This window comes from Mycobacterium sp. ITM-2016-00317, assembly GCF_002968295.1.
Classification (GTDB): domain Bacteria; phylum Actinomycetota; class Actinomycetes; order Mycobacteriales; family Mycobacteriaceae; genus Mycobacterium.
Genome location: NZ_CP134399.1, coordinates 1,186,640 through 1,212,066, shown reverse-complemented (window position 1 = coordinate 1,212,066; position 25,427 = coordinate 1,186,640). Strand labels below are relative to the sequence as shown.

Here is a 25,427-nt window from a genome sequence, read left to right as displayed (position 1 = left end):
TGCCCCTCTCAGGACGGCCCGGCCGGGGTGATCAACCCGTAGTCGCCGTCGTAGCGCCGGTACAGGACACCGACCCGGCCCTGCGCGGCATCGACGAAGAACAGGAACGGGCGGTCGAGCAGGGCGAGCCGTTCGAGCGCGTCCTGCTCGCGCAGGCAGGGCAGCGGCTGCGTGCTGACCGTGACCCGGCCCTGATGCGGGGCGAGCGCGTCGGCGACCGAGGGCGCCACCAGCGCGGCCCGGTATCCGGCCGGGCCGTCTCTGTACACGACAGCCGCTGTGCCCGAACCGCTTTCAGTGAACAAGTGGAAGTCGTAATCGAGCAGTTCCATCTCGGTGACCGCTTCGTCGAGCGTGCACGGCGCCATCGCGTAGGACTTGCGGCGGACGATCCTGGGTTCGGGCCCCGCGCCGGTGGCGACCTGCGGGCCGCGGCCGGGCTTGTCGTCGTGTCGCCACGGAGGCGCCGCACCGTGACCCTTCCGCGCGTCCCAGTGCTCGGTGAGATGTTCCAGCCGGCGGCGCAGCCGCGATTCCAGCGCGTCAACGGCCTCGCGTGCGGAGTCCGCGGTCACCTGGGCGCGCACCTGCCGGCCGCCCACGTCGAGGTTGGCCTGCGCGATCACCGGTTGCGCGACGGCCGGGTCCTGGTGGCGGGTCAACCGGACCCGCGCCCGTATGATCGGGCGCCGCGCCAGCCGGGCCAGGCCGCCGATCTTGGCCTGCACATACTCGTCGGCGCCCGGGAACTCGCCGTGGGTCGTGACGTCGACGTCGACGCCCGGGGGGCGGTTCACCCGTGGACCACCAGTACCGGTCGTCGCGAGCGGTGAACCGCCGCGAGCGCGACACTGCCCAGCAGCACCTCACGGGTGGCCGACCGCCCGCGGGAGCCGACCGCCAGCACGGCAGCACCGCGGCTCTCGGCGCAGCCGATCAGTTCGTCGGCGACGGCGCGCTCGCGCCACCTGCCGACTCCGGCGGGCTCTCTCAACCGCACCAGCTCCAGTCCCGAGGCAGCGGGACCCACCGTGACATCGACGCCCTCGTCGCGGGCGGCCGCCAGGATCACCTCGCGGCCGGGGAACAGCCGGCGCACCCTGTCGACGGCCACATCGGCACCGGCCGATCCGTCGTAGCCCACCACCACCGGCCCGCCGGTCAGCGCGGCGGCCTCGTCGGCCAGCAGCGGGTTCGGCACCACCAGCACCGGAACGGTGGCGTAGTGCACGACCATGTCGCTGACCGCCCCGAGGAGCGCCTCGCTGCGGCCCAGCCCGCGGTCGCCGACCACGATCACGTCGTTGTCCAGCTTTTCGGCCAGCTGAGCCAGCCGCAGCCCGTCGGAACCGATCGTGCGCTTGACGATCGGCTCGGCATCCCATTCGGCAGCCTTGGCCAGCGCGACCCCGGTCGCGGCGATGGCGTCTGCCTCGCGGGAGCCCTCCCGTTCGATGAGCTCAACCAGCTCGTCGGTGCTGGCCGCGGCGGCGCGCAGCCGGCGCCGGAGTTTCGTGCTGGCGAACGGAGGAGTCCAGATGTGCGCGATCCACGCGTGCGCGTCGGGAAACAGCACCGCGCCGGCGTTGATCGCCGCATTCGCCGCCGGCGACCCGTCGTATCCGACCATCACACTCGCCGCCATCCGCACCTCCCCCGCCGGCCGAACCCGCGGCCGCCCACACCGTTGGATGCGAGCGTAGGCAGCCGCGGCCCGCGCCACTAGGGACTAAATGCCCCCGTCCGCCGCACCCCCGATTTCCGCTGGACAGACGGCGCATACTTGTTGCGATGACTGGACCTGAGCACCAGCCCCGCAAGCCTGTGATCTTGACCGTCGACGACGACCCCGCGGTGTCCCGCGCGGTCGCGCGGGATCTCCGCCGCCACTACGGCGAGAAGTTCCGCATCGTGCGCGCCGAGTCGGGCCCGGACGCGCTGGAGACCCTCAACGAGCTCAAATTGCGGGGCGAGACGGTGGCGGTGTTCGTCGCCGACTACCGGATGCCGCAGATGAGCGGCATCGAGTTCCTCGAAGCGGCGATGGACATCTTCCCGATGGCGCGCCGCGTGCTGCTGACCGCCTACGCCGACACCCACGCGGCGATCGACGCGATCAACGTCGTGGACCTGGACCACTACCTGCTCAAGCCGTGGGACCCGCCGGAGGAGAAGCTCTACCCGGTGATCGACGCGCTGATAGACGCCTGGCGCTCCACCGGGGACCGGGCGATCCCGCACACCAAGATCATCGGGCACCCGTGGAACGCGCGGTCGTCGGAGGTGCGCGAGTTCCTGGCCCGCAATCGCCTGTACTACACCTGGTTCCGGTCAGACGAGAGCAGAGGCGCCCAGCTGCTGGAGGCCGCGGGCCAGGACGGGCTGACGCTGCCGGTGGTGATCACCGAGCAGGGCGAGACGCTCGTCGATCCCACCGACGCCGAACTGGCCGCCACCCTCGGGCTGACCACCACCCCGTCCGGGGACTTCTACGACCTGGTCGTGATCGGCGGCGGTCCCGCCGGTCTGGCCGCCGCGGTCTACGGCGCGTCGGAGGGCCTCAAGACGGTGCTCATCGAGCGCACCGCGACCGGCGGGCAGGCCGGCCAGAGTTCCCGCATCGAGAACTACCTCGGCTTCCCTGACGGCCTGTCCGGCGCGCAGCTGGCCGAACGGGCGCGCAGGCAGGCCGAGAAGTTCGAGGCCGAGCTGATCACCGCCGCTGAGGTGGTCCGGCTGGAGGTGGACGGCAGCGCGCGCACCGTGCACCTGTCCGACGGCCGCACCATCGGCGCCCGCGCGGTGATCCTCGCGATGGGCGTCGAGTACCGGCAGCTGTCCGCCGAGGGCTGCGCGGACCTCACCGGCGCCGGGGTGTACTACGGCGCGACGGCGTCGGTGGCCGCCGACTGTGACGACGACGAGGTGTACGTGATCGGCGGTGCGAACTCGGCCGGGCAGGCCGCGATGTACCTGGCGCGCACCGCGAAGTCGGTGACGATCGTCAGCAGGCGCACGCTGGAGGACTCGATGTCGCACTACCTGATCCAGCAGATCAGGGCGCAGGACAACATCAAGGAACTGCCCCACACCGTGGTGCACGCGGTCAACGGCAACGGCCACCTCGAAGGCATCTGTCTGGAGAACACCCGGACCCGTGAGCGCGAGACGTTCCCGTGCGGGCGGATGTTCATCTTCATCGGCGCCGAACCGCGCACCGACTGGCTCGACGGCGTCGTGGTGCGCGACGACCACGGCTTCATCCTGGCCGGCCCGGACCTGCGTGAAATCAGCGGATGGACGCTGGACCGTCCGCCGCACCACCTGGAGTCCAGCGTGCCCGGGGTGTTCGTCGCCGGCGACGTCCGTGCCGAGTCCGCCAAGCGGGTGGCCGCGGCGGTCGGCGAGGGGTCCATGGCCGTCATGCTCGTGCACCGCTACCTGGCCGAGACGTAGGCGCGCCCTTGTCGACCTGTGACATCGCGGAGCTGCGCGGGTTGTTCCTGTTCGAGAAACTCACCGACGCGCAGCTGAGCAGGCTGTGTGCCGACGCCACGGTGCAGACGTTCCCCGCGGGACCGCTGTGCCGGGAGGGGGACCTCGCCGAGTACTTCTACGTGCTCCTCGACGGCGAGATCGCCCTGTCGAAACGGTCCGGCGATCGCGAGATCGAGATCTGGCGGGCAGCGGATCCCGGCGTGTACTGCGGCGCGTGGTCGGCGTTCCTGCTCGACCCCGACCTGACCTACGAGAACAACGCGACGCTGACCCGCCCGTCGCGCCTGCTCGTGCTCGATGCCGCCACGTTGGGCAATTTCCTGGTGTCCGAGTTCTCGATGGCGACGCACCTCCTGATCGGGCACTCGCACGGCCGGTTCCACGCCCACCGCATCGTCGATCCCCACGACCGGCTCGTCCAGCTGGGCCAGCTCACCGCGGGACTGACGCACGAGCTGAACAATCCGGCGGCCGCGGCGGTGCGCGCGGCCAACAGCCTGCGCTCCCAGCTCGCCGCGCGCCGCCGGGCCGACCGGCCCGACGAGGCGCTGGCCGAACTGGAGGACAGGGTGGCCGAGCTGGCCGGCAAACCGAAAGACCTGACCTCGGTGCAGAAATCAGATCTGGAGGACGCGCTGGGCCAGTGGCTGACGGACCGCGGCGTCACCGACGCGTGGGCGCACGCCGCGACGTTCGTCGAGGCCGGACTGGACATCGACTCGCTGGAGCGCATCGCCACCGCACCGTGCAGCGGGACGGGACAGCTCGACACGGTCATCCGCCGGCTGGCCGGAACCGCCGAGACCGAACTGCTGCTGAGCGAGATCTCCGACGCGACCGCGCGCATCTCGTCACTGGTGAACAAGGTCAAGCAGTACACCCAGCTCGACCGGGCGCCGTTCGACGTCGCCGATGTCCACGAACTTCTGGACTCGACCCTGACGATGTTCTCCCACCGGCTCGGCGACGCGGTGACCGTGGTGCGCGACTACGACCTCGGCCTGCCGGAACTGCCGTGCAACCCGGCAGAGCTCAACCAGGTGTGGACGAACCTGATCGACAACGCGCTCGACGCGCTCGCCGATCAGCCGTCCGGCGTGCTGACCCTCCGCACCCGCCGCGTCCAGGACACTGTGCGCGTCGAGGTGTGCGACAACGGGCCCGGCATCCCCGCCGACGTCCTGACCAGGGTATTCGACCCGTTCTTCACCACCAAACCGTTCGGTGAGGGCACCGGACTCGGTCTGGACATCGCCGCCCGCATCGCCGACCGGCACCTCGGCACCCTCTGGGCGGAATCAACGCCCGGCGATACGCGTTTCATTACTTCACTGCCTCTTTAGGAAGGACCCGTCATGGGTGAGAAATGTCTGCCCGATCAACTGCGTTCCCTGTTCCTGTTCGAGGCCCTGACCGACGCGCAACTGGACACCTTGTGCGCCAACGGTCACATCGCGACATTCGAGCCCGGCCCGATCCACACCGAGGGCGATCCGGCGACGTGCTTCTACGTACTGATCGACGGTGAGCTGGTGATGTCCAAGCGGTCGGGCGGCGTGGACATCGAGACCAACCGGACCTCGCAGCGCGGCGTGTACTGCGGCGCATGGTCGGCGTACATCCCCGGCGAGGAACACGTCTACCAGGCGTCGGTACGGGTGACGCGGCCGTCGCAGTTCTTCGTACTCGACGCCGACGCGTTCGCCGAGTTCATGCAGAAGGAATTCCCGATGGCGGTGCACCTGCTGGAGGGCCACATGGTCGGCGGGCTGCGGCAGCGCCAGATCCTCGGCCAGCGCGAGAAGCTGCTGGCGCTCGGGCAGCTCTCGGCCGGGTTGACCCACCAGCTCAACAACCCCGCCGGCGCCACCGCCCGCGCAGTGGCCGACCTGCGCGAGGGCGTGGGCAAGATGCGCCACAAGCTCGCGATGCTCGCTGACGGAAAGTTCACCCCGGCCGCGCTGAAGGTGCTGGTCAGCATTCAGGACGAGGTCGCCGAGCAGGTCGCCAAGTCGAAATCCCAGGAGCTGACGGCACTGGAGACCTCCGACCGCGAGGACCAGATCGGCGACTGGCTGGAAGAGCACGGCATCTCGGGCGCCTGGGATTACGCGCCGACGTTCGTGGAGGCGGGCTTGGACGTCGACTGGCTGGAACGGGTCGAGGCCTCCATCGACGACGTCGACTGCTCGGCGACGCTGCCGGGCGCGATCGGCTGGCTGAAGTACACGATCGACACCGAGCTGCTGATGAACCAGATCGGCGAGGCCAGCAAGCGGATCTCGGCGCTGCTGGCCGGCGCCAAGCAGTACTCCCAGATGGATCGCGCCGAATACCAGAGCGCGAACGTGCACGAGTTGATCTACAGCACCATCAAGACGATCTTCGGAGACAAGGTCGGCAAGGACAACCCGGTCAAGCTGGTCTGGGACAAGGACAAGTCGCTACCCGAATTGCAGTGCTACCCAGGCGATCTCAACCAGGTCTGGACCAACCTGATCGACAATGCGATCCAGGCGATGGACGGCCACGGCACGCTGACCATCCGCACCTACCGCCAGAGCAGCGATGCCGGGGTCGTCGTCGAGGTCTGCGATGACGGCCCCGGAATTCCCGAGGACATCGTCGACCGGATCTTCACCCCGTTCTTCACCACCAAGCCGTTCGGGGAGGGCACCGGCCTGGGCTTGGACCTGGCCTGGCGCATCGTCGTCGAGAAGCACCACGGCCACCTGGCGGTGGAATCCGAACCCGGCAACACCCGGTTCATCGTCTCGCTGCCGTGGCAGGCCCCGGCACCGGCGAGCCCGGCATGACCGCCGTGAAGCCCGACCTGGGCAGGTTCGGGGCGTTCGGCCGCCTGGTGACCCCACAGCAGGCGGCAGACATCGAGGCCCTCGGCTACGGCGCCGTGTGGGTGGGCGGTTCCCCGCCCGCCGAACTGGACTGGGTCGAGCCCATCCTGGACGCCACCACCACGCTGAAGGTGGCCACCGGAATCGTGAACATCTGGACCGCCGCGGCGGGGCCGGTCGCCGAGTCGTTCCACCGCATCGAGGCCGCCCATCCCGGCCGGTTCCTGCTCGGGATCGGCGTCGGCCACCCCGAGGCGCAGCAGCAGTACCGCAAGCCGCTGGAAGCGCTCAACGAGTACCTGGACAAGCTCGACGAGTACGGCGTGCCGCGCGAACGGCGCGTGGTGGCGGCGCTGGGTCCGAAGGTGCTGCAGCTGGCCGCCGCCCGCTCGGCGGGCGCCCATCCCTATCTGACGACGCCGGAGCACACCGCCCGCGCGCGGGAGCTGATCGGCCCCGAGGCGTTCCTGGCGCCGGAGCACAAGGCGGTCCTGACCACCGATGCGGAGCAGGCCCGCGCGGTCGGTCGCGAGGCCCTGGCGATCTACCTGAACCTGGCCAACTACCTCAACAACTGGAAACGCCTCGGATTCAGTGATGAAGACGTGGCGAAACCGGGTAGTGACCGTCTGGTGGACGCCGTCGTCGCCTACGGCACCGTCGACGCCATCGCGGCCCGGCTCACCGAGCACCTCGACGCAGGTGCCGACCATGTGCCGGTGCAGGTACTGACCGGCCCCGACCAGCTGGTGCCCGCACTGGCCGAGCTCGCCGGGCCGCTCGGACTGCGAGGAAAGGGATAGAGCATGACCGACACTGAAGGCCCGTCGCTGAAGCCCGCTCTGGGCCGCTTCGGAGTGTGGACCGGTGCGCCGGTGTCACCCGACCAGGCCGTCGAGATCGAGAAGCTCGGCTACGGCACGGTGTGGGTCGGCGCGTCACCCGCCGCCGATCTGGCGTTCGTCGAGCCGATCCTGGAGAAGACCGAGTCGCTGCAGGTGGCCACCGGCATCGTGAACATCTGGACGGCGGACGCCGACGAGGTGTCGAAGTCCTATCACCGCATCGAGAAGGCGTTCCCGGGGCGGTTCCTGCTCGGCGTCGGTGTCGGTCACCCTGAGCACACCCAGGAGTACACCAAGCCGTATCAGGCGCTGGTCGACTACCTGGACAAGCTGGACGTGTCGAAGGTGCCGACCAGCAGGCGGGTGGTGGCCGCGCTCGGCCCGAAGGTGCTCAAGCTGGCCGCGCAACGCAGTGCCGGCGCACACCCGTACCTGACCACCCCGGTGCACACCGGCCAGGCGCGCGAATTGCTCGGTCCGACAGTGCTGATCGCTCCCGAGCACAAGGTGGTGCTCACCGACGACGCCGAGAAGGCCCGCGAGATCGGCCGCGAGACCGTCGACTTCTACCTCGGGTTGTCGAACTACGTGAACAACTGGAAGCGGCTCGGGTTCACCGACGAGGACCTGGTGCGGCCCGGCAGCGACCGGTTCATCGACGCGGTCGTCGCGCACGGATCACCGGACGCGATCGCGGCGCGGCTGACCGAACATCTGGCCGCGGGCGCCGACCACGTCGCGATCCAGGTCCTGGGCGGCCCCGACGAACTGTTGTCGACGCTGGAGGAGCTGGCCGGCCCGCTGGAGCTGAAAGGCTGACGCTCAGGGCGTGATGATGGTGCGCTCGTCGATGATTTTCGTCGCGGCGATGATCGCCTGCTGCTGGTCCAGCGGGCCCTGCGCGTCCAGCAAGAGCAGGTAGGTGTGCTCCGGGCCCGGGATCACGATGGTCTCGCGGGACACGAAGTTCGGTACGCCGTCGATGTCGGCCCGGCCGGCAATCTCGCTCGACCGGAAGCCGCCGACCTCACCGGGCGTGCCGATTTCCGGGCCGGTCCACGCCGGTAGCGCCCTCACCGCGTTCGGGGACAGTTCCAGGATCTTCGCGGCGTCGAAGGTGCCGCCGTCCAGCCGCACCATCCGGACCAGGATCGCCGGCGGGTTCGGGGTGCCCTCGCCCGCGGACAGGAAGATGGCGCCGTAGGCGTCCGGGGGCACTGCGGCGGCGTCGGTGACGGGTTCCCAGCCGTCGGGCATCGGCAACTCGACGTTCGGCACCCCCGGCTCGCCGGCCTTGACGACGGTCTGGGTGACGCCGTTGGCCAACAGATAGTCGTCGACGTCCCGGTCGTCGGTCGCCGGCGCGGCGCTGGTCTCGCTGGTGGCGGCTCCGCTGCCGGTCTCGGCGCTGTCGTCACGTCCGGAAGCGCAGCCGGACACGGTCGTGCCGAGCACCACGGCCACTGCCGCCAGCACGCTGATGGTCGTCGTGGACCGCATCTGTTCTCCCCCTGTCGACGGTTCGATCCCAGCAGAACACAGGGCGGCGGCCGGTTGCATCTCTCGCCCTGGTTAGGCTCGGTGGCCATGCGGTTGCTGGTGACCGGCGGCGCGGGGTTCATCGGTGCCAACTTCGTGCGCAACGCCGTGCGTGAACGCCCCGAGGTGCGCGTGACGGTGCTGGATTCGCTGACCTATGCCGGCAGTAGGGAGTCGTTGCGCGACGTCGACTCCGAGATCCGGCTGGTCGAGGGCGACATCACCGACGCCGGCCTCGTCGGCACGTTGATCGGCGAATCCGATGCCGTCGTGCACTTCGCCGCCGAGACGCACGTCGACAACGCGCTGGCCGACCCCGAGCCCTTCGTCCACACCAACGTGGTCGGCACGTTCACGATCCTGGAGGCAGTCCGGCACGCCGGGATCCGGTTGCACCACGTGTCGACCGACGAGGTGTACGGCGACCTGGAACTCGACGACCCGGCCCGGTTCACCGAGTCGACGCCGTACAACCCGTCGAGCCCGTACTCGTCGACCAAGGCCGCGGCCGACATGCTGGTGCGCGCGTGGGTCCGTTCCTACAAGCTGGCCGCGACGCTGTCCAACTGCTCCAACAACTACGGGCCCTACCAGCACGTCGAGAAGTTCATCCCGCGCCAGATCACCAACGTGCTCACCGGCCGGCGGCCCAAGCTCTACGGCACCGGGGCCAACGTGCGCGACTGGATCCACGTCGACGACCACAACCGCGCGGTGTGGCGGATCCTCACCGACGGAGCGGTCGGGCGCACCTATCTGATCGGCGCCGACGGCGAACGCGACAACCTGTCGGTGATGCGCACGATCCTGCGCCTGATGGGCCGCTCCCCCGACGACTTCGACCACGTGACCGACCGGGCCGGACACGACCTGCGGTACGCGATCGATCCCACCCCGTTGCGCACCGAGCTGGGTTGGGTGCCCGAGCACACGGACTTCGAGAGCGGGCTGCGTGACACCATCGCGTGGTACCGCGACAACGAATCATGGTGGCGGCCCTTGAAAGACGCGGTGGAATCGGCGTACGAAGGACGACGGCAGTGAACGCACGCGAGCTGACGGTCCCCGGGGCGTGGGAGATCACGCCGGTGGTGCACACCGACGAGCGCGGCGCGTTCTTCGAGTGGTTCACCGATCCCGGCTTCACCGCGATCACCGGCCACCGGCTCGACCTGCGGCAGGCCAACTGCTCGGTGTCGCGGGCCGGGGTGCTGCGCGGCGTGCACTTCGCCCAACTGCCGCCGAGCCAGGCCAAATACGTGACATGCATGCGCGGCGCCGTCGTCGACGTCGTGGTGGACATCCGCGTCGGCTCGCCGACGTTCGGGCGCTGGGACGCGGTCGTCCTCGACGACCGGGCGCACCGGTCGGTGTATCTGTCCGAGGGTCTCGGGCACGCGTTCCTGGCCCTGCAGGACGACTCCGCGGTGACGTATCTGTGCTCGGCGGGCTACGCCCCCATCCGCGAACACACCGTCGACCCGCTCGACCCGGCCCTCGGAATCGATTGGCGCTCCTGGCTTTCGGAGTCGCCCGCCGACGAGTTGATCCTGTCGGACCGCGACCGCGCCGCCCCGACGCTGGAGCAGGCCCGCGCCGCCGGCCTGCTACCGACGTGGGAGCAGGCGCAGACGTTCGTCGAGGAACTCCGCAGCGACTGAACGGGTCAGGACCTGCGACGGTACCGACGACCGGCCTGACGCAAGACGCGCGCCCATGTCGCCGGGTTTAGCCAGCAACCATTCCCGCAAACCGCGATATCGCGCGAGTGGGACCGCCGCTGTGGCCGACACCCACCGGAGTGCGACAAGGGCCCACGAAATTGCGGCGGTACCGCTGCCAACACTCTTGCCAAGGCCGAACCGCATTACTAGGATATCCAAGTATCTACACGGAAGGTTCGATTCCCATGACCTCAACTACGGCGCCAAGCTCAACCACGGCGACCACCCGGATCCCCCATTTCATCGACGGGAAGCGCAGCGAGCTCTCGTCCACCCGCACGGCTGACGTGCTGAACCCGAGCACCGGCGAGGTCCAGGCGCAGGTGCTGCTTGCGTCGGCGGCCGACGTCGACACCGCCGTGGCCTCGGCCGTCGAGGCCCAGAAGGAATGGGCGGCATGGAACCCGCAGCGGCGCGCACGGGTGATGATGAAGTTCGTCCAGCTGGTCAACGACAACGTCGACGAGCTGGCCGAGCTGCTGTCCATCGAGCACGGCAAGACCGTCGCCGACTCCAAGGGCGACATCCAGCGCGGCGTCGAGGTCATCGAGTTCGCGATCGGCATCCCGCACCTGCTCAAGGGTGAGTTCACCGAAGGCGCGGGCGGCGGTATCGACGTCTACTCGATCCGTCAGCCGCTGGGCGTCGTTGCCGGCATCACGCCGTTCAACTTCCCCGCGATGATCCCGCTGTGGAAGGCCGGCCCGGCGCTCGCGTGCGGGAACGCATTCATTCTCAAGCCTTCTGAGCGGGACCCGTCGGTGCCGCTGCGACTGGCCGAACTGTTCCTGGAGGCCGGCCTGCCCGCAGGCGTGTTCCAGGTCGTGCAGGGCGACAAGGAGGCCGTCGACGCGATCCTGACCCATCCCGACATCCAGGCCGTCGGCTTCGTGGGCAGCTCGGACATCGCGCAGTACATCTACTCGACCGCCGCGGCACACGGCAAGCGTTCGCAGTGCTTCGGCGGCGCGAAGAACCACATGATCATCATGCCCGACGCCGACCTCGACCAGGCCGTCGATGCGCTGATCGGCGCCGGCTACGGCAGCGCAGGCGAGCGCTGCATGGCGATCAGCGTCGCTGTGCCGGTTGGCGAGGAGACTGCGAATCGGTTGCGCAACAGGCTCGTCGAGCGCGTCAACCAGCTCCGGGTCGGCCACAGCCTCGACCCGAAGGCCGATTACGGGCCGCTGGTCACGGGCGCGGCGCTGGAGCGGGTGCGCGACTACATCGGCCAGGGCGTGGAAGCCGGCGCCGAGCTGGTGGTCGACGGCCGCGAACGCACCACCGACGAACTGAGTTTCGACGATCAGGATCTGTCGAAGGGCTACTTCATCGGCCCCACCCTGTTCGATCACGTCACCACCGACATGTCGATCTACACCGACGAGATCTTCGGCCCGGTGCTGTGCATCGTGCGCGCCAAGGACTACGACGAGGCGTTGAAGCTCCCGTCGGAGCACGAGTACGGCAACGGCGTGGCGATCTTCACCCGGGACGGCGACGCCGCCCGCGACTTCGTGTCCAAGGTGCAGGTCGGCATGGTCGGGGTCAACGTCCCGATCCCGGTTCCCGTGGCCTACCACACCTTCGGCGGTTGGAAGCGCTCCGGTTTCGGCGACCTGAACCAGCACGGGCCGGCGTTGATCCAGTTCTACACCAAGGTCAAGACCGTCACCGAGCGCTGGCCCTCGGGCATCAAGGATGGCGCGGAGTTCGTCATCCCCACCATGAAGTAGGACGGTTCAGTGTTCGAGTTGGACATGTTCGGATTGAACAGCGACGAACGCGTTATCACCGAGACGGCTGCCGCGTTCGCAGCCAAACGCCTTGCCCCGCATGCCCTCGACTGGGATGCCGACAAGCACTTTCCCGTCGATGCGCTGCGGGAGGCCGCCGAGCTCGGCATGGGCGCGATCTACTGTTCCGAAGAGGTCGGCGGCAGCGGCCTGCGGCGCATCGACGCGGTCCGCATCTTCGAGGAGCTGGCCGCCGCCGATCCGGCGATCGCGTCGTTCATCTCGATCCACAACATGTGCGCGTGGATGATCGACACCTACGGCACGCCCGAGCAACGCAAGAAGTGGGTGCCACGGCTGGCGTCGATGGACAGCATCGCCAGCTACTGCCTGACCGAACCGGGTGCCGGCTCCGATGCTTCGGCGCTGCGCACCCGGGCGGTCCGCGACGGTGACTCCTACGTGCTCGACGGCGTCAAACAGTTCATCTCCGGCGCCGGAACCTCCGACGTCTATGTGGTGATGGCGCGCACCGGGGTCGACGGCCCGCGCGGGATCTCCACGTTCGTCGTCGAAAAGGACACGCCCGGGCTGAGTTTCGGCCCCAACGAGGCCAAGATGGGCTGGAACGCCCAGCCGACCGCACAGGTGATCTTCGAGAAGGCCCGCGTGCCCGCCGACGCGATGCTCGGCGGCGCCGACGGGGAGGGCACTGGGTTCGGCATCGCGATGAACGGTCTCAACGGCGGGCGGATCAACATCGCGGCCTGCTCGCTGGGCGGTGCCCGCTCGGCGCACGAGAAGGCCGCCGGCTATGTGCGGGACCGGGAGGCGTTCGGCGGGTCGCTGCTCGACGAGCCGACCATCCGCTTCACGCTGGCCGATATGGCCACCTCGCTGCAGACGTCCCGGATGATGTTGTGGCGGGCGGCATCCGCGCTCGACGCCGGCGACCCCGACAAGGTCGAGCTGTGCGCGATGGCCAAGCTGTACGTGACCGACGCGTGTTACGACGTGGCCGATTCCGCGCTGCAGCTACACGGCGGCTACGGGTATCTCAAGGAGTACGGCCTGGAGAAGATCCTGCGGGATCTTCGCGTTCACCGGATCCTCGAAGGCACCAATGAAATCATGCGCGTGGTGATCGGCCGGGCCGAAGCGGCCCGGGCCCGAGCCGCCGTCTAAGAAAGGTTGTGTCGATGACGACGATCGCGTTTCTGGGCCTGGGCAACATGGGCGGACCGATGGCGGCGAACCTGGTGGGAGCCGGGTACACCGTGCACGCCTTCGACCTGGTCGACGAACTGAAGGAAGCGGCGAAGGCCAAGGGCGCGAACGTGTTCGACAGCGCTGCCGCCGCGGTCGCCGATGCCGACGTGGTGATCACCTCGCTGCCGAACGGCAACATCGTCAAGTCCGTCTACGACGAGGTGGTGCCCGCGGCCAAGGCCGGGGCATTGCTGATCGACACCTCCACGATCTCGGTCGACGACGCCCGCGCCATCCACGCGCAGGCCGCCGAGAAGGGTCTGGCCCAGATCGACGCCCCGGTCTCCGGGGGCATCAAGGGCGCGACGGCGGGCACTCTGGCGTTCATGGTCGGCGGCACCGATGAAGCAGTCGAGGCGGCCCGCCCAGTGCTCGAACCCATGGCGGGCAAGGTCATCCATTGCGGCGCCTCGGGAGCGGGTCAGGCCGCCAAGCTGTGCAACAACATGGTGCTGGCCGTGCAGCAGATCGCGATCGGCGAGGCGTTCGTGCTGGCCGAGAAGCTCGGCCTGCCGGCGCAGTCGCTGTTCGACGTCATCACCGGAGCCACCGGGAACTGCTGGTCGGTGCACACCAACTGCCCGGTGCCCGGCCCGGTCCCCACCTCCCCGGCGAACAACGATTTCAAGCCGGGCTTCGCGACCGCGCTGATGAACAAGGACCTCGGCTTGGCGATGGCCGCAGTCGAGTCGGCCGGCTCCAACGCACCGCTGGGCACCCACGCGGCCGAGATCTACGCCGAGTTCAACAAGGACCACGCCGACAAGGACTTCAGCGCGATCATCGAGATGCTGCGCGGCTAGCGACTCTGCCCGCCGACTTTGAAGTAGTTGCTGCCACGCGGCCAGGATTTCGACAACAAGTTCAGAGTCGAGCGCAGAGTCGAGCGCAGCGGGTCAGGCGGCGGTCGGCTTCAGGTGGGACTCGTGCCACGCGTCGTGGACGCGCTGACAGTCGGCCACACACAGCGGAACCCCCGCCGGGGCGTCGTCGTCGACCAGCACCGTCGCGAGCCCGGTGGCGACCGCGGCGCGCTGACTCTCTCGCGACCCCGCGAACGCAAGTGAGTCCGGTGCCGGCACGCCGAGATCGCCCAGCGCGGCGGCGTAGAGCGTGCCCCGCGGCGCGTCGCCCGCGGTCACGACCGTGGTGACGACCCCGTCCCCGACGAGCTGGCGCACCAGCGGTTCCACCCAGGTGTGGCCGGCGGTGCTGATCAGCCCGACCCCGATGCCCGCGCCGTACGCCTCGGCGATGAGCTCGGCCATCCCGGGCCGCGCGGTGAGGTCGGCGTCGAGCACCGTCTCGTCGAGGATCATGGCCTTGGCCGCACAGATCTCGTCGACCAGAAGCTCGGCGAGCACGTCGCACTCGCTGCTGATCCCCCGCTTGCGCAGTTCGGCCGAGACGCGCCGGCGTTCGTCGGGCAGCACCAGCAGTTGCCGGTAACGCGCCGGCGACCACTCGATGTCCAACCCGAGCTCGGCGAACGCCGCGTTGAACGCCGGCCGGTGACCGGCGACCTCCAGGTCGGCGAGCGCGTCCAGATCGAAGATCACCGCGCGCAGTTTCCTGATCGACGTCGGGGTAGGCCAGTCCCACCAGAATCGGCCGGCCCGCCATGCCTTCTGCTCTGTCGCTTGCACGAACGAATAGTGTCCTACGTCACACCACGGCCACCTCCCCCGTGCGGGGGATTCGCCGGGCCAAGTTGGGGGGAGAGCGGGCGCCTCGGCTCTAAGGTGAGGCGTATGGGTGCCGATCCGGTGCGAATCGTGCTGGTCGACGACCACGAAATGGTCATCGAGGGCCTCAAGGCGATGCTCGCCGCGTTCACCAGCCGGGTGGTGGTGGTCGGTCAGGCGGTCGGCGCGGACCACGTGCTGCAGGTCGTGGCGGACCTCGACCCCGACATCGTGCTGTGCGACGTGCGCATGCAGGGCTCCAGCGGGCTGGACGTATGCCAGCAGCTGCGCGAACGCGACCCCGACCGGCGGGTGGTGATGCTGTCGGTCTACGACGACGAGCAGTACCTGTTCCAGGCGTTGCGAGTGGGCGCGTCGGGTTACCTGCTCAAGAGCATCAGCAGCGAGGAACTGGTCCGCCAGCTGGAGTTCGTGCACGGCGGCCAGACCGCGATCGACCCGAGCATGGCGGCCAGGGCCGCCGACACCGCGGCCCGCATGCAGCGCGACGAGTTCTGGCCCGGGGCGCGCCGCGGGCTGACCCAGCGGGAGAGCGAGATTCTGGCGCTGGTGGTCAACGGCCTGTCCAACCGCGCCATCGCCACCAAGCTGATCATCGGCGACGAGACCGTCAAGACCCATCTGAGCTCGATCTACCGCAAGCTCAATGTCGGCGACCGGACGGGCGCGGTCGCCACTGCGCTGCGGGAAGGCATCTACCAGTGACCCGCCCGGTGCTGACCGCCGACCGCGAATTGGCACTGCTGCGTGAGCTGATCCAGGCCGCCTCCAGCGGTCCCGGTGTCGAACCGTTGGCCGCCGCGGCGGCCCGGATGATCACCGCGGCCACTGATTCGGACGTGTGCTTCGTGCACGTGCTCGACGACACCGACCGTTCGCTGACGCTGACCGGCGCCACCCCGCCGTTCGACTCGGAGGTCGGCAAGATCAGACTGCCGCTGGGACAGGGCATCTCGGGCTGGGTGGCCGGTCACCGGGAACCGGTGGTGATCAGGAGGGACAAGGAGTCCGACCCGCGCTACCTGCCGTTCCGCTCGCTCCGCGGCCGCGATTTCACCTCGATGGTGTCGGTGCCGATGGAGACCGACCCCGGCGGGCTGGTCGGGGTGCTCAACGTACACACGGTGGCCGAGCGCGACTTCGGTGACCGCGACGTGGAACTCCTGCTGGTCATCGGCCGCCTGATCGCGGGCGCGATGCACCAGGCGCGCCTGCACCGACAGCTGGTCGCTCGCGAACGCGCGCACGAGAACTTCGTCGAGCAGGTGATCGAAGCGCAGGAGCTGGAGCGCCGCCGGCTGGCCGGCGACATCCACGACGGAATCTCCCAGCGGCTGGTCACGCTGTCGTTCCGGCTGGACGCGGCGGCCCAGGCCGCGAAGTCTCCGGACGACCACGACGCCCTCCTCGAGCAACTGGACCGGGCGCGGGAACTGGCGGGGCTGACGCTGGAGGAGGCCCGCGCCGCGATCAGCGGGCTGCGGCCCCCGGTGCTGGACGACCTGGGGCTGCCCGGCGGGCTGGCCAGCCTGGCCAGGTCGATCCCGCAGATCCCGATCGACCTGGAGATCGGCCGCGAACTCGCCGGCTCCCGGCTTCCCGACCACATCGAGCTGGCGCTCTACCGCATCGCCCAAGAATGCCTGCAGAACGTCGTCAAGCACGCGGGCGCATCCTCGGCGCGACTGGCCTTCCGCGTCGACGACAACCAGGCCCGGCTCGAAATCGCCGACGACGGAGTCGGTTTCGACACCTTCGAGCATCCGTTGGGCAGCGACGAGATGGGCGGCTACGGGCTGTTGTCGATGGCCGAACGCGCCGAGATCGTCGGCGGCCGGCTCAACATCCGCTCCCGGCCCGGATCCGGCACCACGGTGACCGCGACGATCCCGCTGAACCCGGTCCGGCACCGCTCCGAGGACACCGGCGACGCCTGAGCGGAACCACCGGGCTCAGAAGTCGCCCGCGCTGCGGCGCAGCGTCTGAATCGAATCCGCCAGCGCACGTGACTGTTCGGGCGAGATCCCGATGTCGCCGAACACGTCCTTGTTCAGCGTGACCGTCGCGTCCTCGACCGTGGAGCGGCCCAGGTCGGTGATCCGCACCAGCGTGGTGCGGCCGTCCGTGGGGTGCGGCAGCCGTTCGACGAGCCCGTCGGCCTCCAGCCGGCGGATCGCGTGCGTGACGCTGGTGACGTGCACCTGCAACCGGTCGGAGGCCTTCGTGATCGGCAGCGCGCCGGTGCGGCTGAAGGCCAGCAGGCGCAACAGTTCGTACCGCGAGAAGCTCAGGTCGTAGGGCCGCAACGCGGTCTCCACCCGGGCCAGCAGGATCTGGTGGGCCCGCATCACCGAGGTCACCGCGACCATGCCGTCGGCGACGTCACCCCACCCGGAGCGTTCCCAGTTCGCGCGTGCGGTGGCGATCGGGTCGCGCCGTTCGGATGCCACGACTCTTCATACCGTATGGCCCGGCCGGGCTCACAGCCGCCGTTCCAGCAGCACCTTCCCGTCGGGCGACGAAACAAGTTGGACGGCAGCTATTTCAGCCGGCTCCATCGGCGTGGTGGCGCTGGGCAGTGCGGTGGCCCCGGACACCCCCAGCCAGGTGGCGATCTCGTTGCGGCTGCCGTCGTGGCCGATCACCACCATGCCGAGGTTCTGCGGCGGCGCGTCCTGACTGCCCCATTCGCCGTACGAGCAGGCCATGTCGATGCGGGTGCCCCATCCGTACCCGGACACCGCGATGCTCGCGTTGATCGGGGTGTCGGCGACCTTGGTCATCTCCTGCATCTGCGCGACGGACTGGCCCGGCTCGGGCCGGATCACCAGCACCAACACCAACGTCGCGGCCAGCACCGCGGCGGCCACCCCGACCGCGACGGTCGCCAGCCACCGGGTGCGGCGCCGCCGGGCGCGGGCCCGGTACAGCGCGTCGACATCGTCGGCGTCGAGCATCCCCAGCAGTGCGGGCATGTCGCTCAGTTCGGCCACGGCCGACCGGCATCGCTCACAGTCGACCAGGTGGTGCTCGTACTCGACGCGCTCGTCGTCGGCCAGCGCGCCGAGCACATACGCGGCATCCCAGGTCAGGTAATGGTCCCGGATCATCGCGTCACCCCCATCTCCTGCAGTCCGAGGCGCAGCGCACGGACTGCGTAGTGCAGCCGGGACTTCACGGTCCCTTCCGGGATGTGCAGGTCGGCGGCGATCTGTCCAGTGGTCCAGCCCTGGTAGTAGGCCCGCCGCACGACGGCCCGATGCTCGTCGGACAGCCGGCTCAGCGCGGCGCTCAGCAGCATCCGGTTCACCGTGGAGTCCGTCTCGTCGGGCGAGGCCCGGTCGGCGACGTCCTCGGTGTCGGGGACGCCGGTCTCGTGCCGGGACCGGGCGCTGCGATGTTCGTCGATGATCATGTTGCGCGCGACGGTGAACAGCCAGGCCCGCGCGGACCTGTCCGCGTCGGCGGTGACCTCGGGGTGCCGCCAGGCGCGCAGCAGGGTCTCCTGGACGACGTCTTCGGCCCTGGACCGGTCACCGGTGAGACGGAGCGCGTACCGCCACAGCGCCGCGGCATGCTCGTCGTAGAGCGCCCGCATCATCGCCGCGTCCGGATCGTCCATCCCGCCCTCCGTCCAGGACACGACGGCGGCGGACGATCGGTTCAGCCCGGACCGGTCAGGCGGTCAGGATTCTCGGTCCGTCGTCCGTGACCGCGACCGTGTGCTCCCAGTGTGCCGCGCGGGAGCCGTCGGCGGTGACCACGGTCCAGCCGTCGTCGAGGACGACTGTCTTACGTGTCCCGAGGGTGAGCATCGGTTCGATGGCCAGCACCGAACCCGGTGCGAGGTGCGGCCCGCGGCCGGGGGCGCCCTCGTTCGGCAGGAACGGGTCCATGTGCATCTCCCGGCCGATGCCGTGCCCGCCGTAACCGGCGACGATGCCGAACTTGCGGCCGTGGCGCTGCTCGGCGGCCTTGGTGCCCTGCTCGATGGCGTGCGAGACGTCGGTCAGCCGGTTGCCCGGCACCATCGCCGCGATGCCGGCCTCCATCGATTCCCGCGTCGCGTCCGACAGCGCCTCGTCGGCGGGGATGACCTGGCCGACGCCGAACGTGAACGCCGAGTCGCCGTGCCAGCCCTCCAGGATGGCCCCGCAGTCGATCGACACGAGGTCGCCGGCGGCCAGTTTCTCGGCGTCGGTCGGGATGCCGTGCACGACGCGGTCGTTCACCGACGCGCAGATGGACGCCGGGAAGCCGTGGTACCCGAGGAAGGACGGCACACCGCCGCCGTCGCGGATCACCGATTCGGCGACGGCGTCGAGTTCCAGGGTGGACACCCCGGGTGCGGCAGCGGCACGTACCGCGCGCAGCGCGGCGGCCACCAGGGCGCCCGCGGCCGCCATCGCGTCGAGTTCACCGGCGGTGCGCTGCGGAACCACCTTGCGGCTGCGGAGGCCGGGAATCGAGACCATGGCCGAGGTCAGCGACCGAGCGCGGTGAGCGCCCGCTCGAACACCTCGTCGAGCTCACCGACCGCTTCGACGGTCTTGAGGTTCGAGGCGTAGTAGTCCAGCAGCGGGGCGGTCTCGTCGCGGTACACCTTGAAGCGGTTGCGGATGACGTCCTCGGTGTCGTCGGCGCGGCCACGGCCCTTGAGCCGGGACACCAGCTCCTCTTCCGGGACCCGGAACTCGATCACGGCGTCCAGCGACAGGTCGCGCTTCTTGAGCATCTCGTCGAGGGCCTTGGCCTGTTCCACCGAGCGCGGGAACCCGTCGAGGATGAATCCCTGCTTGGCGTCCTCGTCGTCGAGCCGGTCGTCGACCAGGGCGTTGGTGAGGGTGGCGGGCACCAGGTCACCGGCGTCGAGGTACTTCTTGGCCTCCAGGCCGAGCTCGGTGCCGTTGCTGATGTTGTAGCGGAACAGGTCCCCGGTGGAGATGTGCGGGATGCCGAGCTTCTCGGCGAGCTTCACGGCCTGGGTTCCCTTGCCCGCTCCCGGCGGTCCCAACAACACGATTCTCACGGAAGAACCCTTTCTCACTTCAAAAAGCCTTCGTAGTTGCGCTGCATGAGCTGGCTTTCGATTTGCTTGACGGTGTCCAACGCGACGCCCACGGCGATCAGCACCGCGGTACCGCCGAACGGCAGGTTCTGCACCGAGCCGGTGTTGCCGATCTCCAGGAACAGGTTCGGCAGCACGGCGATGATGCCGAGGTAGACCGAACCCGGCAGCGTGATGCGCGACAGCACGAACCGCAGATAGTCGGCGGTGGGCTTACCGGGGCGGATGCCCGGGATGAAGCCGCCGTACTTCTTCATCTCGTCGGCGCGTTCCTCGGGGTTGAACGTGATCGAGACGTAGAAGTACGTGAAGAACACGATCAGGCCGAAGTAGATCGCGATGTAGACCGGGCTACTCGGGTCGGTCAGGTACTCGGCGACGAAGGTCTGCCACCACCCGGTGCTCGGTGCGTCGCTGGCGCTGGTGATCAGCTGGGTGATCAGGTGCGGGATGTAGATCAGCGACGACGCGAAGATCACCGGGATGACGCCGGCCTGGTTGACCTTCAGCGGCAGGTAGGTCGACGTGCCGCCGTACATCTTGCGGCCGACCATGCGCTTGGCGTACTGCACCGGGATGCGGCGCTGACCCTGCTCCACGAAGACCACGCCGACCACGATGGCCACGGCCGCGACACACACCAGCGTGAACACCATGCCGCCGCGGCTGTCCAGGATGTTCTTGCCCTCGCCGGGGATCGACGCCGCGATGCTGGCGAAGATGATCAGCGACATGCCGTTGCCGACGCCGCGCTCGGTGACCAGCTCGCCCATCCACATGACCAGCGCCGCGCCGGCGGTCATCACGATCACGATGACGGCCAGGGTGCCGATGTTCAGGCCGTCGCTCTGGCCCTGGATGATGTCCAGCGAGCAGCCCTGCAGCAGGCCGCCGTTGGCGGCGAGGGCCACGATGCTGGTGGCCTGCAGGATCGCCAGTGCGATGGCCAGGTAGCGGGTGTACTGGGTGAGCTTGGTCTGGCCCGCCTGGCCCTCCTTGCGGAGCTGCTCGAAGCGCGGGATGACCACGCCGAGCAGCTGCACGATGATGCTCGCGGTGATGTAGGGCATGATGCCGACCGCGAACACCGACAGTTGCAACAGCGCGCCGCCGGAGAACAGGTTGATCAGGGAGTAGATCTGCCCGGACTCGCCGCCGCTGACCTGCGCGATGCACTGCTGCACGTTCGGGTAGTCGACGCCTGGCGACGGAATCTGGGCACCGACCCGGTAGAGGATCACGATGCCGAGCGTGAACAGGATCTTTCGCCTTAGATCGACTGTCCGCAGTGATGAGATGAAAGCCGAGAGCACTCTTTCCTCCTGCACGGCCGGTCGATCGCGGCGTGCTCATGTGGCTGGCGTCACCAGCGTCGTGGTTAAGGCGTGTGCGCGACGGCATGAGCAGGCAGAACAGCCTGCGCAAGTCACGCGTTCAAACAGTCTACGAGACTAACAGTTGCCGGTTGCTTGACCCGCATCCGTCACTCCGATGCAGCGTACAGTCGAAAACAGTAATTAACCTGCCTAATCATCTTTGGGGACTCGATGCCACGTAGCGAAAACGACAGCTGGGACCTCGCCTCGAGCGTGGGCGCCACCGCCACCATGGTGGCCGCCGCACGCGCGGTGGCGACCCGCGCCGAGCAGCCCGTGATCAACGATCCGTACGCCGAGCCGCTGGTCCGCGCGGTCGGCGTCGACTTCTTCACCAAGCTGGCCTCCGGCGAGTTGACGCCCGCCGACCTGGACACCCACGACGGGGGCGAGTCGCCGGTCGGGATGAGCCGGTTCGCCGACGGGATGGCCGCACGCACCCGGTTCTTCGACGACTTCTTCACCTCCGCCGTCGCGGCCGGCGTCCGGCAGGGGGTCATTCTGGCCTCCGGCCTGGACGCCCGCGCCTACCGGCTGAGCTGGCCCGAGGACATGACGCTGTTCGAGATCGACCAGCCCGAGGTGCTCGAGTTCAAGACCAGGACGCTGGCCGACCTCGGAGTGCGACCGGCGGTCTCGCTGACCCCGGTGGCCGTCGACCTGCGCGACGACTGGCCCGCGGCGCTGACCGCCGCGGGGTTCGACCCGGCCGCGCCGACGGCGTGGATCGCCGAGGGCCTGCTCGGCTATCTGCCGCCGGACGCACAGGACCGGCTGCTGGACACCATCACCGAGCTCAGCCCGGCGGGCAGCCGGCTGGCCGCCGAGGCCGTCCCGGCCGTTCAGGACCTCGACGACGAGGAGTTGCGCGAGCGGATGTCGGCGTCGACCGACCGCTGGCGCGAACACGGCTTCGACCTCGATTTCAGCGAGCTGGTGTTCACCGGGGAGCGGGCGGAGGTCGACGAGTACCTGCGCAGCCGGGGCTGGACCGTGGACGCGGCCCCGACCAACGACCTGCTGGTCCGCTACGGGATGGCCCCGCTGAACCCTGACGAGCGCTTCGGCGACGTGCGCTACGTCAGCGCGACCCGATAGGAGGGCCGGACGTGGCGCGTACCGAGGGCGACACCTGGGACCTGGCCTCCAGCGTCGGGGCCACCGCGACGTCGGTGGCGGCCAACCGCGCGTTCGCCAGCCGCGGACCCGACCCGCTGCTGCAGGACCCGTATGCCGACCTGCTGGTCGAGGCGGTCGGGTTGCCGCACTTCATCCGGGTGGCCCGCGGCGAGATCGACTTCGACGACGACCCGCTGTTCGGCGCCCGCCAGATGCTGGAGCAGATCACGGTCCGCACCCGCTTCTTCGACGACTTCTTCACCGAGGCCGCCGCCGACGGGATCCGGCAGGTGGTGATCCTGGCCTCCGGCCTCGACACCCGTGCCTACCGGCTGGACTGGCCCGCTGGCACGGTGGTCTACGAGATCGATCAGCCTGCGGTCATCGAGTTCAAGACCACGGTGCTGGCCGAGGCCGGGGTCGCCCCGGCCGCCGAGCGCAGTACCGTCGCGGTGGACCTGCGCGACGACTGGCCCGCCGCGCTGCGCGCCGCCGGGTTCGACCCGGCCCAGCCGACGGCGTGGATCGCCGAGGGCCTGCTGATCTATCTGCCCCCGGACGCCCAGGACCGGCTGCTGGACCACATCACCGAGCTCAGCGTGCCGGGCAGCCGGCTGGCCACCGAGCACATGGACGCCAAGGCGCTCACCGGGGACTGGGCCAAGCAGATGTCGGCGCGGGCGCGCAGGCACGGCAGCGACGTCGACGTCAGCGAGCTGTTCTACAACGGCCCCCGCACCTCGGCTGCCGACCACCTGGCCGCGCAGGGCTGGCAGACCACGGTGCTGTCCAGCAACGACGCCTACCGGCTACAGGGCTTCGGGCCGCTGCCCGAGCACCTGGTGTCGATGATCGGCGACTCCGGCTACCTGACGGCGCGCCTGCCTCAGTAGCGCGTCTCCCCCATCCACAGCACGTTCACGCCGGACAGCGACCGCTGCGTCTGGTCGACCAGACCGCGGACCGACCGGAAGGCCAGGGCGCCGAAGGCGTCCTCCAGGGAGGCCGCCGCGGGCTGCGAGGACGGCTTGGGCCGCAGCACGTCCCGCAGCGACGAGCCCGGCAGGTTCTCGACCCGCACCTTGGTGTCCTCGTCGATGCCTGCGAGCTTCTTGGCCCGCCGGATCGCGGTGCGCAACCCGCCGAGTTCGTCGACCAGGCCCCGTTCCAGTGCGTCGGCGCCGGTCCACACCCGGCCGCGCGCCACACTCTCGACGTCCTCGATGCTCATGGAGCGGCCGTCGGCGACCCGCCGGACGAAGTCGGTGTAGAACAGGTCGGCCTCGGCCTCGACGTGCGCCTGCTGCTCGTCGGTGAACGGAGCGTTGATCGACCAGGCGTCGGCGTTGGCGTTGGTGCGCACCGTGTCCGACCCGACCCCGAGACGGTCCTTGAGCTCCCGGGCGACGAACTTGCCCGTGACCACCCCGATCGAACCGGTGATGGTGCCCGGGTTGGCGACGATGGCGTCGGCGGCCATCGACACGTAGTAGCCGCCGGACGCGGCGACCGCACCCATCGACGCGACGACCGGCTTACCGCGCTCGCGGGTCCGCACGACCTCGCGCCAGATGGTCTCCGAACCGGTGACCGAACCTCCCGGGCTGTCGACGCGCAGCACGATCGCGGCGACGTCGTCGTCGGCGGCGGCCTGGCGCAGCGCGGCGGCGATGGTGTCCCCACCGGAGCTCGAGCTGCCCATCGGTGACATCTGCCGCCCACCGCGGCCGCTGACGATCGGGCCTGCGACGGTCACGACCGCGACCTTCGGATGGCTCTTGAGTCCCGGCACGGCCGGCTTCTTCGCGCGTGCGTAGCGGGACAGGTAGAGCCGCGGCGGAGCGTCCTCACCGTCGGCGTCACCGGTTTCCGGGGAAATGCCCTCTGCCCCGGACATTTCCGCGATGCGCCCGTAGACCTCGTCCCGGAAACCGATGCGGTCCACCAGGCCCGCTGCGACGGCGTCGTCGCGCAGCAGCGGCGCCCGGTCGGCCAGTTCGTCCAGTGCGGCCCGGTCCACCCCGCGCGAGGTGCTCACCGCGTCCCACACCTGCGCGCGCAGCCCGTCGACCAGTGCGGTGTCGGCTTCTCGGTGCGCCTCGGTGTAGCGGTCCTGGGTGAAAAGGTTTGCCGCCGACTTGTATTCACCGCGTGCGATGAACTGCGCCTCCACGCCCAGCTTGTCGAGGGCGTCCCGCAGGAACAGGGCGCTGGTCGCGAAACCGACCAGCCCGACCGTGCCCGACGGTTGCATCCACACCTCGCCGAACGCGGAGGCCAGGTAGTAGGACAGCGTGCCCGGGTAGGTCTCGGCCCAGGCCAGCGACGGCTTCTTCGCGGTGAACGCGACGATGGCGTCGCGCAGCTCCTGTACGGGTCCCGGTGGCGCGGCGTCGATCTGGACGCGTGCGATGAGCCCGGCAACCCGCGGATCGTCGGCGGCGCGGTGGATCGCGGCGACCGCCTCGCGCAGCAGCAGCGGCTTCCCGGCGCCGTTTATCAATGCCATCGGGTCGAAGCCGGCCGACTCCGGCGGCGCGGCCTGCAGATCCAGCTCGAGGATGCACCCGTCGGGCACGCCCTGGTGACGGGCGGTGTCGACCTTGCGGGCGAGGTCACGGACATCGTCGAACCCGGGCAATCCGGACAGCAGAGAGAACATGGTTCGAGCGTACCGACGCCGAACCGG

General features: G+C 69.4%; 25 protein-coding genes. 14 read left to right on the top strand and 11 right to left on the bottom strand.

Annotated elements, in window-relative coordinates; translation table 11 throughout:
• Nucleotides 1-8 precede the first annotated feature (8 nt).
• Nucleotides 9-797 (bottom strand): HPF/RaiA family ribosome-associated protein, encoded by a 789-nt coding sequence (locus C6A87_RS05785; protein ID WP_311116385.1) that lies wholly within the window; start codon nt 795-797, stop codon nt 9-11.
• Entirely contained in the window at nt 794-1,645 is an 852-nt protein-coding gene (locus tag C6A87_RS05780; RefSeq protein ID WP_311116384.1) for a universal stress protein, read from the bottom strand. The genes C6A87_RS05785 and C6A87_RS05780 overlap by 4 nt, the downstream gene beginning before the upstream one ends.
• A 146-nt stretch (nt 1,646-1,791) precedes the next feature.
• On the opposite strand from C6A87_RS05780, the gene C6A87_RS05775 reads away from it, so the two are divergent.
• From C6A87_RS05775 to C6A87_RS05755, 5 genes are read left to right on the top strand one after another with little or no spacing between them, the layout of a single operon-like run.
• Nucleotides 1,792-3,456, top strand: a complete 1,665-nt coding sequence (locus C6A87_RS05775; protein ID WP_311116383.1) for an FAD-dependent oxidoreductase — start codon at nt 1,792-1,794, stop codon at nt 3,454-3,456.
• Between the two features lie 8 nt (nt 3,457-3,464).
• Nucleotides 3,465-4,841, top strand: a complete 1,377-nt coding sequence (locus tag C6A87_RS05770) for an ATP-binding protein (protein WP_311116382.1) — start codon at nt 3,465-3,467, stop codon at nt 4,839-4,841.
• A 12-nt stretch (nt 4,842-4,853) separates the two neighbouring features.
• The gene (locus C6A87_RS05765) at nt 4,854-6,314 is read left to right on the top strand and encodes an ATP-binding protein (RefSeq protein ID WP_311116381.1); all 1,461 of its coding nucleotides are present in this window, start codon (nt 4,854-4,856) and stop codon (nt 6,312-6,314) included.
• Nucleotides 6,311-7,156 (top strand): LLM class F420-dependent oxidoreductase, encoded by an 846-nt coding sequence (locus C6A87_RS05760; RefSeq protein ID WP_311116380.1) that lies wholly within the window; start codon nt 6,311-6,313, stop codon nt 7,154-7,156. The genes C6A87_RS05765 and C6A87_RS05760 overlap by 4 nt, the downstream gene beginning before the upstream one ends.
• A gap of 3 nt (nt 7,157-7,159) precedes the next feature.
• Nucleotides 7,160-8,017 carry an LLM class F420-dependent oxidoreductase gene (locus tag C6A87_RS05755; protein WP_311116379.1) on the top strand — a complete coding sequence of 286 codons (858 nt, stop codon included), beginning with the start codon at nt 7,160-7,162 and terminating at the stop codon, nt 8,015-8,017.
• Nucleotides 8,018-8,020: 3 nt separating this feature from the next.
• On the opposite strand, the gene C6A87_RS05750 is transcribed toward C6A87_RS05755, so the two are convergent.
• Nucleotides 8,021-8,698 carry an LpqN/LpqT family lipoprotein gene (locus C6A87_RS05750; protein WP_311116378.1) on the bottom strand — a complete coding sequence of 226 codons (678 nt, stop codon included), beginning with the start codon at nt 8,696-8,698 and terminating at the stop codon, nt 8,021-8,023.
• Between the two features lie 87 nt (nt 8,699-8,785).
• Between C6A87_RS05750 and rfbB the strand changes: the two genes are divergently transcribed.
• From rfbB to mmsB, 5 genes are all read left to right on the top strand, one after another.
• Nucleotides 8,786-9,781, top strand: coding sequence for a dTDP-glucose 4,6-dehydratase (rfbB, locus tag C6A87_RS05745; RefSeq protein ID WP_311116377.1), 996 nt, complete (start codon nt 8,786-8,788; stop codon nt 9,779-9,781).
• Nucleotides 9,778-10,398: a dTDP-4-dehydrorhamnose 3,5-epimerase family protein gene (locus tag C6A87_RS05740; RefSeq protein ID WP_311116376.1), complete on the top strand. Its 621-nt coding sequence runs from the start codon at nt 9,778-9,780 to the stop codon at nt 10,396-10,398. Before rfbB ends, C6A87_RS05740 begins: the two co-directional genes overlap by 4 nt.
• A 248-nt stretch (nt 10,399-10,646) precedes the next feature.
• On the top strand, nt 10,647-12,200 hold the full coding sequence (locus C6A87_RS05735) for a CoA-acylating methylmalonate-semialdehyde dehydrogenase (RefSeq protein ID WP_311116375.1): 1,554 nt from the start codon (nt 10,647-10,649) through the stop codon (nt 12,198-12,200).
• A gap of 24 nt (nt 12,201-12,224) precedes the next feature.
• Entirely contained in the window at nt 12,225-13,385 is a 1,161-nt protein-coding gene (locus C6A87_RS05730; protein WP_311117825.1) for an acyl-CoA dehydrogenase family protein, read from the top strand.
• A gap of 14 nt (nt 13,386-13,399) precedes the next feature.
• Nucleotides 13,400-14,272 carry a 3-hydroxyisobutyrate dehydrogenase gene (gene mmsB / locus C6A87_RS05725; protein ID WP_311116374.1) on the top strand — a complete coding sequence of 291 codons (873 nt, stop codon included), beginning with the start codon at nt 13,400-13,402 and terminating at the stop codon, nt 14,270-14,272.
• Nucleotides 14,273-14,365: 93 nt separating this feature from the next.
• Here mmsB and C6A87_RS05720 read toward each other — a convergent pair whose 3' ends face one another.
• The gene (locus tag C6A87_RS05720) at nt 14,366-15,115 is read right to left on the bottom strand and encodes an HAD family hydrolase (RefSeq protein ID WP_311116373.1); all 750 of its coding nucleotides are present in this window, start codon (nt 15,113-15,115) and stop codon (nt 14,366-14,368) included.
• 105 nt (nt 15,116-15,220) lie between these two features.
• Between C6A87_RS05720 and C6A87_RS05715 the strand changes: the two genes are divergently transcribed.
• Together C6A87_RS05715 and C6A87_RS05710 are read left to right on the top strand one after the other, a co-directional pair.
• Nucleotides 15,221-15,880: a response regulator transcription factor gene (locus C6A87_RS05715; protein WP_311116372.1), complete on the top strand. Its 660-nt coding sequence runs from the start codon at nt 15,221-15,223 to the stop codon at nt 15,878-15,880.
• Complete coding sequence (locus tag C6A87_RS05710; protein ID WP_311116371.1) at nt 15,877-17,112, top strand: GAF domain-containing sensor histidine kinase; 1,236 nt, start codon at nt 15,877-15,879, stop codon at nt 17,110-17,112. The genes C6A87_RS05715 and C6A87_RS05710 overlap by 4 nt, the downstream gene beginning before the upstream one ends.
• 15 nt (nt 17,113-17,127) lie before the next feature.
• Here the strand turns inward: C6A87_RS05710 and C6A87_RS05705 are convergent, their stop codons facing one another.
• Genes C6A87_RS05705 through secY form a run of 6 tightly spaced genes read right to left on the bottom strand, consistent with a single transcriptional unit; the run spans nt 17,128 to nt 21,556 of the window.
• Complete coding sequence (locus tag C6A87_RS05705; protein ID WP_311116370.1) at nt 17,128-17,625, bottom strand: MarR family transcriptional regulator; 498 nt, start codon at nt 17,623-17,625, stop codon at nt 17,128-17,130.
• A 30-nt stretch (nt 17,626-17,655) separates the two neighbouring features.
• Nucleotides 17,656-18,285: a zf-HC2 domain-containing protein gene (locus C6A87_RS05700; protein ID WP_311116369.1), complete on the bottom strand. Its 630-nt coding sequence runs from the start codon at nt 18,283-18,285 to the stop codon at nt 17,656-17,658.
• Nucleotides 18,282-18,797: a sigma-70 family RNA polymerase sigma factor gene (locus C6A87_RS05695; protein ID WP_311116368.1), complete on the bottom strand. Its 516-nt coding sequence runs from the start codon at nt 18,795-18,797 to the stop codon at nt 18,282-18,284. The genes C6A87_RS05700 and C6A87_RS05695 overlap by 4 nt, the downstream gene beginning before the upstream one ends.
• 55 nt (nt 18,798-18,852) lie before the next feature.
• Nucleotides 18,853-19,650 (bottom strand): type I methionyl aminopeptidase, encoded by a 798-nt coding sequence (gene map, locus C6A87_RS05690; RefSeq protein WP_311116367.1) that lies wholly within the window; start codon nt 19,648-19,650, stop codon nt 18,853-18,855.
• Nucleotides 19,651-19,658: 8 nt separating this feature from the next.
• Nucleotides 19,659-20,204: an adenylate kinase gene (locus C6A87_RS05685; RefSeq protein WP_311116366.1), complete on the bottom strand. Its 546-nt coding sequence runs from the start codon at nt 20,202-20,204 to the stop codon at nt 19,659-19,661.
• Between the two features lie 14 nt (nt 20,205-20,218).
• Complete coding sequence (gene secY / locus C6A87_RS05680) at nt 20,219-21,556, bottom strand: preprotein translocase subunit SecY (protein WP_311116365.1); 1,338 nt, start codon at nt 21,554-21,556, stop codon at nt 20,219-20,221.
• A gap of 234 nt (nt 21,557-21,790) precedes the next feature.
• Between secY and C6A87_RS05675 the strand changes: the two genes are divergently transcribed.
• Together C6A87_RS05675 and C6A87_RS05670 are read left to right on the top strand one after the other, a co-directional pair.
• Complete coding sequence (locus C6A87_RS05675) at nt 21,791-22,717, top strand: class I SAM-dependent methyltransferase (RefSeq protein WP_311116364.1); 927 nt, start codon at nt 21,791-21,793, stop codon at nt 22,715-22,717.
• Between the two features lie 11 nt (nt 22,718-22,728).
• Complete coding sequence (locus C6A87_RS05670; RefSeq protein WP_311116363.1) at nt 22,729-23,631, top strand: class I SAM-dependent methyltransferase; 903 nt, start codon at nt 22,729-22,731, stop codon at nt 23,629-23,631.
• On the opposite strand, the gene sppA is transcribed toward C6A87_RS05670, so the two are convergent.
• On the bottom strand, nt 23,625-25,400 hold the full coding sequence (gene sppA / locus C6A87_RS05665; protein ID WP_311116362.1) for a signal peptide peptidase SppA: 1,776 nt from the start codon (nt 25,398-25,400) through the stop codon (nt 23,625-23,627). The two genes, C6A87_RS05670 and sppA, sit on opposite strands and share 7 nt — an antisense overlap.
• Nucleotides 25,401-25,427 lie beyond the last annotated feature (27 nt).